General features: G+C 68.0%; 9 protein-coding genes and 1 riboswitch. Of the genes, 4 read left to right on the top strand and 5 right to left on the bottom strand.

What is annotated here, in order from left to right; genetic code table 11:
* Positions 1 to 25 precede the first annotated feature (25 nt).
* Positions 26 to 283 (bottom strand): FeoA family protein, encoded by a 258-nt coding sequence (locus tag ACW9PK_RS07035; protein WP_457015403.1) that lies wholly within the window; start codon positions 281 to 283, stop codon positions 26 to 28.
* Between the two features lie 305 nt (positions 284 to 588).
* Positions 589 to 686, top strand: a riboswitch (SAM riboswitch).
* Between the two features lie 61 nt (positions 687 to 747).
* Here ACW9PK_RS07035 and ACW9PK_RS07030 point away from each other — a divergent pair.
* Together ACW9PK_RS07030 and ACW9PK_RS07025 are read left to right on the top strand one after the other, a co-directional pair.
* Positions 748 to 2172 (top strand): O-acetylhomoserine aminocarboxypropyltransferase/cysteine synthase family protein, encoded by a 1425-nt coding sequence (locus ACW9PK_RS07030; RefSeq protein ID WP_457015402.1) that lies wholly within the window; start codon positions 748 to 750, stop codon positions 2170 to 2172.
* On the top strand, positions 2169 to 2660 hold the full coding sequence (locus tag ACW9PK_RS07025; RefSeq protein WP_167318004.1) for a CoA-binding protein: 492 nt from the start codon (positions 2169 to 2171) through the stop codon (positions 2658 to 2660). The genes ACW9PK_RS07030 and ACW9PK_RS07025 overlap by 4 nt, the downstream gene beginning before the upstream one ends.
* A 49-nt stretch (positions 2661 to 2709) precedes the next feature.
* Here the strand turns inward: ACW9PK_RS07025 and ACW9PK_RS07020 are convergent, their stop codons facing one another.
* On the bottom strand, positions 2710 to 3285 hold the full coding sequence (locus ACW9PK_RS07020) for a hypothetical protein (protein WP_457015401.1): 576 nt from the start codon (positions 3283 to 3285) through the stop codon (positions 2710 to 2712).
* A gap of 160 nt (positions 3286 to 3445) precedes the next feature.
* On the opposite strand from ACW9PK_RS07020, the gene ACW9PK_RS07015 reads away from it, so the two are divergent.
* Positions 3446 to 4696: a YkvI family membrane protein gene (locus ACW9PK_RS07015; protein WP_457015400.1), complete on the top strand. Its 1251-nt coding sequence runs from the start codon at positions 3446 to 3448 to the stop codon at positions 4694 to 4696.
* Positions 4697 to 4861: 165 nt separating this feature from the next.
* Here the strand turns inward: ACW9PK_RS07015 and ACW9PK_RS07010 are convergent, their stop codons facing one another.
* From ACW9PK_RS07010 to ilvD, 3 genes are all read right to left on the bottom strand, one after another.
* On the bottom strand, positions 4862 to 6349 hold the full coding sequence (locus ACW9PK_RS07010) for an alanine/glycine:cation symporter family protein (protein ID WP_457015399.1): 1488 nt from the start codon (positions 6347 to 6349) through the stop codon (positions 4862 to 4864).
* Positions 6350 to 6479: 130 nt separating this feature from the next.
* The gene (locus ACW9PK_RS07005; protein WP_457015398.1) at positions 6480 to 8129 is read right to left on the bottom strand and encodes an amino acid permease; all 1650 of its coding nucleotides are present in this window, start codon (positions 8127 to 8129) and stop codon (positions 6480 to 6482) included.
* A 40-nt stretch (positions 8130 to 8169) separates the two neighbouring features.
* Positions 8170 to 10008 (bottom strand): dihydroxy-acid dehydratase, encoded by a 1839-nt coding sequence (gene ilvD / locus ACW9PK_RS07000; protein WP_167318001.1) that lies wholly within the window; start codon positions 10006 to 10008, stop codon positions 8170 to 8172.
* Positions 10009 to 10273: 265 nt separating this feature from the next.
* Between ilvD and ACW9PK_RS06995 the strand changes: the two genes are divergently transcribed.
* Positions 10274 to 11800: a gluconokinase gene (locus ACW9PK_RS06995; RefSeq protein ID WP_457015397.1), complete on the top strand. Its 1527-nt coding sequence runs from the start codon at positions 10274 to 10276 to the stop codon at positions 11798 to 11800.

The following is an 11800-nucleotide window of genomic DNA, read 5'->3' as shown; positions in this document are numbered from 1 at the left end:
CCACGCCCCTCGGGTGCATGACAGGTCACGACGCCGACCGGGCGAGTTCGGGTCGATCACTCACCGCCGCGGAACCGGCCACCGTGATCATGCGTGCTTGTTCCTTGCGCAGGCAGATGTCCGCGCCGCACACGCGGAACAGGATCGGGCACCCCATGGGGGCGCGTCGCACGCACGTGACCTCTTCGTCGGGGCGGAAGCCCAGGGCCTCGAGGCGACGGCGTACGGCGGGATCCGCGGCCTGCAGCACTGAGTCGACCCGTTGGGAATCACCCGGCTTCATGTCACACAGTGTCGTGCCGCTTGCCGCGACAGCGGTTTTACGCGCGGACCTCATGGCCGTGCCCCCTTTTCCTGGTGGACCCGGGTCACTCCTCCCCGCCGAATCGTGTCGGCGGATGCTCCGGGCGCATTTACTGTGCGCCTGAAATACGAGTAAGGCAAGGCTCACCTTTCCTAATCTAAGTGATTCAGAACACCGTGTTATCCGAGGTCATCGAGTCATTTTTCTGGATCAATCTCACCCGCTTTCGGGCGGCTGCGATCCGCACGGTTTGGTCCGTCACCCACGCGCGCGACACAATAGACGCACCATCCCGAGCGGCCGAGAGACCTGGATCCATGACGCCGCAGCAACCCGCAGTGCTCGGCCAACTGCACGGTGCTACCGTCAGGACCGATGGAGTGCTGCGCGGCCCCGGGCAGCTGTCGGACGGGAGCCGTACCCGGCCGACGAGGAGGACATCCATGGCCGAGCACCAGTTCGGTTTCCGCACCCGCGCCCTGCACGCCGGCGGCACCCCGGACGCCGAGCACGGCGCCCGCTCCGTGCCCATCTACCAGACCAGCTCGTTCGTCTTCAAGGACGCCGACGACGCCGCCAACCTGTTCGCGCTGCAGAAGTACGGCAACATTTACTCGCGCATCGGCAACCCCACCGTGGCGGCCTTGGAAGAGCGCATCGCCTCCCTCGAGGGCGGGATCGGGGCGGTCGCCACGTCCTCCGGGATGGCCGCCGAGTTCATCACGTTCGCCACGCTGTGTGGCCAGGGTGACCACGTGGTGGCCTCGTCCCAGCTCTACGGCGGAACGGTCACCCAGCTGGACGTGACCCTGCGTCGCTTCGGTGTGGAAACCACCTTCGTCCCCGGGACCGACCCGGCGGACTACAAGGCTGCGATCACCGAGCACACCAAGGCCGTGTACACCGAACTCGTGGCCAACCCGTCCGGCGAGATCGCCGATCTGGAGGGGCTCGCCGCGGTGGCCCGCGAGGCGGGTGTCCCGCTGATCGTGGACGCGACCCTCAACACCCCGTACCTGTGCCGCCCGTTCGAGCACGGCGCGGACATCGTGATCCACTCGATCACCAAGTTCCTGGGCGGGCACGGTAACACCCTGGGCGGCGTGGTGGTCGAATCCGGCGGCTTCGACTGGGGCAACGGGAAGTTCCCGGCCATGACCGAACCGGTTCCCTCGTACAACAACGTGTCGTGGTGGGGGAACTTCGGTGAGTACGGATTCCTGACCAAGCTCCGTTCGGAACAGCTGCGCGACATCGGGGCGTCCCTGACCCCGCAGGCCGCGTGGAACCTGCTGCAGGGTGTGGAGACCCTCCCCCAGCGCATGGACGCCCACGTGGCGAACGCGCAGGAGGTCGTGCAGTGGCTCGCCACGGATCCACGCATCTCCTACGTCAATTACGCGGGACTCGAGGACCACCCCCACCACGAACGCGCGCAGAAGTACCTGCCCCACGGCATCGGATCCGTCTTCGCCTTCGGTGTGGCTGGCACGGACGAGTTGAGCGGCCGTGAGGTGGGCGCCCGATTCATCGGGAGCCTGCAACTGGCCTCACACCTGGCCAACATCGGGGACGCCCGCACCCTCGTGCTGCACCCCGCGTCCACGACCCACCAGCAGTTGAGCTCCGAACAGCTCGCCGCGGGCGGGGTCAAGGAGGACCTGATCCGGATCTCCGTGGGTCTCGAGGACACCGCGGACATCCTGTGGGACCTGGACCAGGCACTGAGCGCAGCCAGCGGAAGGGACCGGGAGGGCGGCGTCGTCGCCCCCTCCGCCGCGCTCACGGGCGCGGCGCGCACCACCCTGGACCAGGGCAACAGTGCGGCGGCCTGCGCGCTGCCCGGAGACGAAGGAGAACAGGCATGAGCACGCAACGCACCTGGGTGGGCCCCAGCGCCCCCGAACGGCTCGGCATCCTCCGAGGCACGCGCTCGATCGCGATCGTGGGGATGTCCAACAAGCCGTCCCGTGCGAGCTACTTCGTGGCCACGTACCTGCAGTCGTCGAGCCCGTACCGCGTGTACTTCGTGAACCCCGTGCTGGACGAGGTGCTGGGCCAGAAGGCCTACCCGTCGCTCGCGGAGCTGCCCGAGGTCCCGGACCTCGTGGACGTGTTCCGCAAGGACGCGGACCTGCCCGGCGTGGCACGGGAGGCCGTAGCCGTGGGCGCCAAGACCCTGTGGCTGCAGCTGGGCTCGTGGAACGAGGAAGCGGCGGCCATCGCGGAGGACGCCGGGCTGGACGTGGTGATGGACCAGTGCGTGAAGATCGAGCACGCGCGCTTCCACGGCGGTCTCCACCTGGCCGGGTTCAACACCGGAGTGATCTCCTCGAAGCGCCAGGTCCTGGCCTGAGAGCGGGGCGCGACGGTGCCGGCGCACGGCCGCCGACGCTGCGCCTCGCTCACGCCAGGCGCAACACCGCCGCCACCCGCTGCCAGCCCTGCGACTCGCGCTGGCCCACCTGGTCCTCCGGGACCACGGTGTAGAGCCGCTGCGCATCGGCCAGGAACGCTTCATTGGCCATGGTCGAGACGAGCGGGTCCAGCACCTCGGACGAATCACGTTCCGTGCTGGGATCCGCGACCAGCGGCCCCATGAACGCCACCTCGTCCTGGACGCTCAGGGTGGAGTGCACCACGGGGTGACCCCACTCGTCCACCTCGAAGCGGGACCAGTCGCCCATGGGGGCGTCGAAGAGTCCGGCATCCCCGGGGAGGCCCAGGCCGCGGTCGAGATCCTGCACCGCGCCGGAGAGCAGCACCTGCGAGGAGAGCACCTCGCGGCCCGCCGCGGCCACCGCCTCCCGGACCGCATCGGCTTCCGAGGGCTCGCACACCAGGACCAGCTCCTCGTCTCCCACGGTGTCCTGGGGGAGGGAACCGTTCCATGCCCGAACGCCCTGCGGGGCCTCGTCCTCGCGGATGGCGGCCCAGCCGCCCGCCCAGGCCTCGAGATCCGACTGCCACTGCTGTGTCATGAGCTGCTCCATCCGCGGGAAAACGTCCCTCCCGAGTATGCCACCGGCTGCCCGCCGGGCCGTCGGGCACCGGGTGCGCGCCCATTCTCTATGCTTGGCCGGTAAGAGTTCCCACGCGGAACACATCCGACAGGCCCATCACGTGCGAGGAGTCGCGTTCGTGTCAGTCAAGAAGACCCTTCAAGTCGCCCTGGCCTTCATCGGCCTCATGGTGGGCGCCGGCTTCGCCACGGGCCAGGAAGTCATCCAGTACTTCGTCTCGTTCGGCCTCTGGGGGCTCGCGGGGGCCGTCGTCGCAGGCATCCTGATGATCACGGCGGGAGCGGTGATCATCAACATCGGCAGCTACTTCCTGGCCGACGAGCACCTGGGGGTGTTCCGCTCCGTCTCCGCGCCCGTGGTCTCCCGCTTCCTGGACATCTCCGTGTCCCTCACGCTGCTGGCCATGGGCATCGTGATGCTCGCCGGCGCGGGCTCCGCCCTGGAGCAGCAGTTCGGGCTGTCGGCGTGGATCGGCTCCGCGATCATGGTGGCCATCGTGATGCTCACCGGCCTGTTGGACGTCAACAAGGTCACCAACATCATCTCCGGTGTGACCCCGGTGATCTTCGTGGCCGTGATCGTCGCGTTCGTCTACACCCTCATGCAGCTGCCCGTGGACCTTGGCGCCATGAGCGATCTGGCCGTGCAGGCCGACTCCCCCGTGAGCCCGTGGTGGCTCTCCGCGATCAACTACACCTGCATGGCGCTGATGCTGGGCGTGTCCATGTCCCTGATGATCGGCGGCAACACCCTGGACCCGCGCGATGCCGGGCGCGGCGGCCTGCTGGGAGGCGTGGTCTACACGATCCTGCTGGTGATGAACGCGGTCGCGCTGCTCGTGAACTTCGACGCCGTGGGGGGCGCGGACGTGCCCATGCTCAAGCTCTTCGAAAGCATGCACCCGGTGGCCTCGCTGGCCATGGTGTTCGTGACCTTCCTGATGATCTACAACACCACCATCAGCATGTTCTACGCGCTGGGCCGTCGCATGACGGTCAACCACCGCAAGCGCTACGTCCCGGTGTTCTTGGGCATCTGTGCCCTGGGCTACGTGATCAGCCTGGTGGGCTTCGGCACGCTGATGAGCGTGGTGTACCCGGTGATCGGCTACGTGGGCATGGTCCTGGTGGTCGTCATGTTCGTGTGGTGGTTCCGCAACCGCGAGGCCATCGGTGTGGAGGCCGGGCGCCGCACCCGCATCCGCGCGCTCATGACCAAGCGCGGTGACGAGACCAAGGAGTTCACCGAGTACAACGAAAACCAGCTGCGCGACGCCACCGAGGAGTCCCCCGCGGACAACGAGGCCCTCACCGGCGCCATAGAGATCCAGGTCAAGCGCGAGCTCGGTGAGGGCAAGTCCTCCTCCTGACGACGCCGCCGGGTTGTCCCCCCCCCCCCCCCGCCACCTCACCTTCGCTGCCCACGGGCAGGGAACGACGAAACCCCCGGCAGCGGCCGGGAGTTTCGTGGTAAACGGGAGCGGGCGGCGGCGTCGTCCGGTTCGAACCGATCCGCCGCGCGCCCGCGGGAGGGCTCAGCCGCGGGCGGTGTTCTTCTCCTGCGTGCGCTGCTCCCAGAAGATCGGCAGGGTCACGGTGTCCGTGCCGTCCCACGCGGACAGGCCGTGGAGCCCGGGCACGTCGCCCGCCTTGAACACGGGCTCCACGCCGGCCTTGCGCTGCTCCATGTAGTTCTGCAGCACCTTGGCCGCGACCCCCGCGAGCATGACCAGCGCAATCAGGTTCAGCGTGGCCATGAACGCCATGAACAGGTCCGCGAGCGACCACACGAGGTCCAGGGCCAGCACCGCGCCCATGAACACGCACACCAGCACGGCGAAGCGGTAGACACCCATGGTCATGCGAGAGCGCGTCATGAAGCGGATGTTGGACTCGCCGTAGTAGTAGTTGCCGATCACCGAGGACCAGCCGAAGAGGAAGATCGCCACGGTCAGGAAGTGCACGGCCCAGTCGCCGAGCTGCATGCCCAGCGCGGTCTGCGTGAGGGACGCACCCTGGCGCTGGTCACCGTAGGTGGGGTTGGACAGCAGCACGATGAACGCGGTGATGGAGCACACCAGCATGGTGTCGAAGAAGACGCCCAGGGACTGCACGAAGCCCTGCTTGGCCGGGTGGGAGATGGACGCGGTGGCGCCGGCGTTCGGGGCGGAGCCCATGCCGGCCTCGTTGGAGAACAGGCCGCGCTTCATGCCCTGGATGATCACACCGATCAGACCACCCGTGATGAACTCGCGGATGCCGAAGGCCCCCTGAATGATCATGCCGAACATGGCGGGGATCTCGGTGATGTTCAGGACCACCACGAGCAGCCCCAGCACCAGGTACAGCACGGCCATCACGGGCACGAGGATCTGGGTCACCGCGGAGATGGAGCGGATGCCGCCGAAGATCACCAGGGCGGTGATGACCACCAGCGCCAGACCCAACACCACGCGCAGCCACATGTTCTGGCCCTCGGTGACGTCCACGTTGAAGGAGCCGGCCACGGCGTCCACGATCGAGTTGGACTGCACGGAGTTGAACACGAAGCCGTAGGTCACGGTGATGATGACCGCGAAGAGCACGCCCATCCAGCGCTTGTTGAGCCCGCGCTCCATGTAGTACGCCGGGCCGCCCACGTAGCCGTCCGACGTCTTGACCTTGTAGAGCTGGCCCAGCAGGGACTCCACGAACGCGCTGGCCGCGCCGATCGCGGCGATGATCCACATCCAGAACACGGCACCGGGTCCGCCCAGGGTGATGGCAATGGCCACACCTGCGATGTTGCCCGTGCCCACGCGGGCCGCGGCGGAGACCGTGAACGCGCGGAACGAGGAGATGCCTTTGCGCCCGTCCTCCTCACCGGCCGGATCGGTGAGCACCCGGAACATCTCGGGGATGCCGCGCAGCTGGATGGCCTTGGTGCGGACGGTCAGGTACAACCCCACACCGATCAGGATCGCGAAGACGACGTACCAGATGTAGCCGCCCAGCGTTCCCACGAGTTCTGTCAACGCCTCCATGTGATTCCCCGGAATTCTGCCTCGAGACGGTTCCGGCCGCTGCGCAGTGGTCAACGGGGAACCAAGTGTCTGATGTGTGCTGTTGCACCGATCTAGGTCACAGTAACGGAAACCGGGCCCTCAGTGGGTGTCAGCGGGACGTGTCAGGGCCCTGGTGTCCCGGGGGCGGCATCGGGGCACCGGCGGTGTAACCCGGCCCCGGGGCCCGATGCAGGGACGCCGTGGACGTGGTGGACCCGGAACCCGTGGAGTTCTCCCGGCCCACCGGGCGGAACGCACCCACCACGGGCCGCTCCGCGAGCACCGGGAACGCCCCCGTGAAGCCCTCGCGTTCGGCGGCGATCTTGCCCACCCTGCCCCGCACCATGAACCACCCGATCACCAGGATCGGGATCAGCACCAGGGAGGACGCCAGGGTGAAGGTGCCCACGGGGTAGTCCACGGCCATCAGCACAAGGACCCCCGCGAGGAAGAACATGGTCAGCCAGTTGGTGAACGGCGCCAGCGGTGCCCGGTAGGTCGGGCGGTTATAGAAGCCCTTCCGCGCCAGGGAGACGTATCGCTGGTGGGACAGCGAGATCGCGGCCCAGCCCGCCATGGTGCCCAGTGCCGCGAGGTTCAGCACGATCTCGAACGCCTGCTCCGGGACCACGAAGTTGAGCCCCACACCGAGCACGGCCACCCCGGCGGTCAACAGGATGCCACCGTAGGGCACGCCGGACGCGGACAGCTTGCCCGTGAACCTCGGGGCGGAACCGGCCTGCGCCATGGAGTGGACGATGCGCCCGGTGGAGTAGAGGCCCGCATTGAGCGAGGACAGCGCCGCGGTGATCACCACGAGTTGCATGATGGGCCCGGCCGCGTCCACGCCGATGGACGAGAAGAACGTGACGAACGGGCTCTCGGTGGCGCTGTAGGCGGTGTAGGGCAGCAGCAGGCACAAGAGCAGGACGGAGCCCACGTAGAACACCGCGATCCGCAGGATCACCGTGTTTATGGCCCGGGGGATGACCTTCTCCGCGTTGCGGGTCTCCCCGGACGTGGTGCCCACGAGCTCGATACCGGCGTACGCGAACACGACACCCTGCACCACGATGAGTGCCGGCAGCACGCCGGACGGGAAGAGGCCTCCGTTGTCCCGGACCAGGGAGAACCCCACCTCGGAACCGGTGGGCGTGCCGAACAGCACGAAGAACGTGCCGATGGCCAGGAAGACCACCAGGGCCAGGACCTTGATCAGGGAGAACCAGAACTCCAGCTCACCGAACACCTTGACCGAGACCAGGTTCAGCGACACCACTAGGACCACCACGATCAATGCGAGGATCCACTGCGGGATCCCCGCCACGAACGCGCTGTACTGACCGAACCACTTGATGTAGATCGCGATGGCCGTGGCATCCGCGACCGCCGTCATGGCCCAGTTCAGCCAGTACAACCACCCGGAGACGTACGCGGCCTTCTCGCCGTAGAACTCACGGGCGTAAGAGACGAACGAACCGGAGGACGGCCGGTGCACCACGAGTTCGCCCAGTGAGCGCAGGATCAGGTAGCCGAAGAAACCGCACACCGCGTACAGCAGGAACAGGGACGGACCGGCCTGCTCCAACCGGCCACCGGCTCCCAGGAACAGCCCGGTCCCGATCGCGCTGCCGATCGCGATCATCTGCAACTGGCGAGCACCCAGCCCCTTGTGGAACCCCGCCGTCTCGTCCTCGAAGCGCCGCCGCAGGATGTGTTTCTCCTGGGCCTCGGTCAACCGCGGGCCGTTCTGGGACATACCTGTTCCCTTCGTCCTGACCGCCCGGGTCGGACCGTCCTCAGTCCTCCACGACGCGCACTGCGCCCTTGTCCGCGGAGGTCACCATGGAAGCGTACGCCCGCAGCGCCTTGGACACGCGACGTTCACGCGGCTTGGTGGGCTTCCAGGGGGCGTCACCCTTCTCCTGGCGACGGCGCGCGAGCTCGGCGTCGTCCACGTTGACCCGCAGCACGCGGTTCTCCACGTCGATCTCGATCTCGTCACCGTGCTCGATGAGACCCACGGCACCGCCGGCCGCGGCCTCCGGGGAGATGTGGCCGATCGAGATCCCGGAGGTGCCCCCGGAGAAGCGGCCGTCCGTGATGAGCGCGCACTTCTTCCCGAGCCCCAGGCCCTTGAGGTAGCTCGTGGGGTACAGCATCTCCTGCATGCCCGGTCCGCCCTTAGGTCCCTCGTAGGCAATGACGACGATGTCCCCCTCCTTCACGTTCTTGGAGAGGATCTCGTGCACGGCCTCGTCCTGGGACTCCACCACGAAGGCCCGGCCGGTGAAGTGGAACAGGTCGGGGTCGATCCCGGCGGTCTTGATCACCGCGCCGTCCTCGGCGATGTTGCCGAACAGCACGCAGAGCCCACCCTCCTTGGTGTAGGCGTGCTCCACGGAGCGGATGCAGCCCTCGGCGGCGTCCACGTCGTGGTCCTCGTACTCGTTGGCCTGCGAGAACGCCTGGGTGGTGCGCACGCCGCCCGGTGCCGCCAGGAAGAACTCCTTGGCGGCGTCGGATGCCTTGCCCGAGCGGATGTCCCACTCGTCCAGCCACTCGCCCATGGTCTGCGAGTGCACGGTGTGGACGTCCTCGTTCAGCAGCCCGCCGCGCCGCAGTTCACCCAGGATCGCGGGGATGCCGCCGGCCCGGTGGACGTGCTCGATGTGATACTTGGTGGAGTTCGGCGCCACCTTGGCCAGGCACGGGACCTTCCGGGACAGCGCGTCGATGTCCGAGAGATTGAAGTCCACCTCGGCTTCCTGCGCGGCGGCCAGGATGTGCAGGACCGTGTTGGTGGAGCCACCCATGGCGACGTCCAGGGCCATGGCGTTGCGGAACGCCGCCTTGGTCGCGATGTTGCGGGGCAGCACGGAGTCGTCGTCGTGCTCATAGTAGCGCTTGGCGGATTCCACGATCCGCCGCCCGGCCTCCAGGAACAACCGCTTGCGGTTCACGTGCGTGGCCAGCGTGGTGCCGTTGCCGGGCAGGGACAGACCCAGCGCCTCGGTCAGGCAGTTCATGGAGTTGGCGGTGAACATCCCGGAGCACGAACCGCACGTGGGGCACGCGTTCTCCTCGATCTGAGCCAGCTGCGCGTCCGTGACGGACTCGTCCACGGCCAGGGCCATGGCGTCCACGAGGTCCACGCGGTGCTCCACCACGCCCTCCACGCCCTCGCCGGATTCCATGGGGCCGCCGGAGACGAAGACCACGGGGATGTTCAGACGCAGCGCGGCCATGAGCATGCCGGGGGTGATCTTGTCGCAGTTGGAGATGCACACCAGGGCGTCCGCGCAGTGCGCGTTGACCATGTACTCCACGGAGTCGGCGATGATGTCCCGGGAGGGCAGGGAATACAGCATGCCGTCGTGGCCCATGGCGATGCCGTCGTCCACGGCGATGGTGTTGAACTCCTTGGCCACGCCTCCGGCCTCGCGCACCGCGGAGGCCACGAGCTCCCCCATGTTCTTCAGGTGCACGTGACCGGGGACGAATTGCGTGAAGGAGTTCGCGATCGCGATGATCGGCTTGCCGAAGTCCTCGCTGCCCATGCCGGTGGCGCGCCAGAGGGCGCGGGCACCCGCCATGTTCCGACCGGTGGTGGACGTTGCTGAACGTAGCTGCGGCACTGTGACCCCTTCCCGAAGGCTGAACCGGGACGTGGACGGCGCGAAATGCGCCGTTCTCCCGGCAAAAAGTGTTCCCTCCAGGATACGCGTGACCCCGACACAGTTTTCACATAGCAGACAGCCGTCTCACCATTCGGAACGAGAGGACGACGACGCCGCCGTCCGTCCCGCGCGCCCCGGACCCCGGCGCCGTCGTCCGCCGAGCGCACACCGGGCCCGTCCCTAGACTGGGAGGACGGCACAACCGCGAGGGAGCAAGACGCAGATGGGCAAGCACAAGAACACACCGTGCACGGACGACGGCGTGGACTTCGCCGTGGAACTGGACCGGGCGCAGGACCCCCTGGTGATGACCCTGGACATCGGCTCCACCGCCACGCGCGGCTCCGTGCATGACGCCACAGGGACACCCGTGCGCGGGTACCGCCACAAGATCCCCCACGCGTTCACCACCGCGGCGGACGGCACCTCCGTGATCGACCCGGACCAGGTGGTGGACGAGATCCGCGAGATCCTGGACGTGGTGTGCGACCGGAAGGAGCTCGCGGGGCGGGTGCGCGGCGTCGGCCTGGACTCCTTCGCGTCCTCCCTGGTGGGTGTGGACGCGAAGGGTGACCCCGTGACCGAGTGCTTCACGTACGCCGACTCACGGTGCGCGCCGCAGCTGAAACAAATGCGCGAGGAACTCGACGAACGGCAGGTCCAGCAGACCGTGGGCGCGCGCCTGCACACGAGCTACCTGGCCCCGCGGTTCCGGTGGCTCGCGGAAACGCGCCCCGAGGACTTCGAGGCCGCAGAGCGCTGGCTGAGCATCGGCGAGTACGTGTGGTTGCGTCTGCTCGGCACAACCGCCGCGGGTACCGCGACCGCCGCGTGGACGGGGCTGCTCAACCGCCGTTCGGGCAACTGGGATCGGCGGATGCTCAAGGCCGCCGGCATCACCGCGGACGTGCTCTCCCCGGTCCTCGAACCCCACGAGCCGCTGCCGGACGTGGATCCCGATCGCACCGCGCGTTGGCAGGGGCTCGCGGACGCGCAGTGGTTCGCGCCCGTGGCGGACGGGCTGTGCGCCAACCTGGGGGTGGGCGGATCGGACGAGCACACGATCGTCGCGTCTGCGGCGACCTCCGGCGCCATGCGGGTCCTGCTGCACCACCGCCCCCAGGACATCCCGCCGGGGCTGTGGTGCTACCGCATCGACTCCTCCCGGTGCCTGCTGGGCGGCGCCCTCAACGACGTGGGCCGCGCCGTGAGCTGGATGCTCGACACCCTCGCGCTCGAGGGCGTCGTACTCGACGAGATCGCCGCCGCGGATCCCTCCCCCGACACCCCCGGGGTGCTCCCCTTCCTGACCGGCGAACGCTCCACCGGGTGGGCGGGCAGTGCGCGGGCGGTGTTCGCGGATGTGTCAGCGTCCACGGATGCCTCCGCGATGGCACGCGGGATGCTGGAGGGGATCGCTGGTTCCTACCGGAGGGTGTCGGACGAGCTGGAACGGGCCGCCACGGACGTGGAGCGGATCGTGGCGGCGGGCCGAGTCACCCAGGAGTTGCCGTCCTGGTTGCAGATCCTGGGCGACTACCTGGGCACCCCCGTGATCCACCAGATCATCAAGCGGTCCACGTGCCGCGGCAATGCCCTGCTCATGCTGGAGTCACTCGCGCCGGACGTGGAGTGCTCCTCCCCGGAACCCGCGGGGACGTACACCCCTCGCGATTCCGCGCAGGAGTACTACCGGGGTGTCCACGACCGTTTCGAGCGGCTCTACGGGGCGGCGGTGGAGGGCTCGTGA

This window comes from Kocuria sp. MNB10 (genome assembly GCF_054073685.1).
This window is presented reverse-complemented; position numbering and strand designations above follow the sequence as displayed.

Coding starts and splice junctions, on each gene's coding strand:
- ACW9PK_RS06995 (WP_457015397.1), top strand. CDS start 10,274: ATGGGCAAGCACAAGAACACACCGTGCACGGACGACGGCGTGGACTTC.
- ACW9PK_RS07020 (WP_457015401.1), bottom strand. CDS start 3,285: ATGACACAGCAGTGGCAGTCGGATCTCGAGGCCTGGGCGGGCGGCTGG.
- ACW9PK_RS07035 (WP_457015403.1), bottom strand. CDS start 283: ATGAAGCCGGGTGATTCCCAACGGGTCGACTCAGTGCTGCAGGCCGCG.
- ACW9PK_RS07010 (WP_457015399.1), bottom strand. CDS start 6,349: ATGGAGGCGTTGACAGAACTCGTGGGAACGCTGGGCGGCTACATCTGG.
- ACW9PK_RS07025 (WP_167318004.1), top strand. CDS start 2,169: ATGAGCACGCAACGCACCTGGGTGGGCCCCAGCGCCCCCGAACGGCTC.
- ACW9PK_RS07030 (WP_457015402.1), top strand. CDS start 748: ATGGCCGAGCACCAGTTCGGTTTCCGCACCCGCGCCCTGCACGCCGGC.
- ACW9PK_RS07005 (WP_457015398.1), bottom strand. CDS start 8,129: ATGTCCCAGAACGGCCCGCGGTTGACCGAGGCCCAGGAGAAACACATC.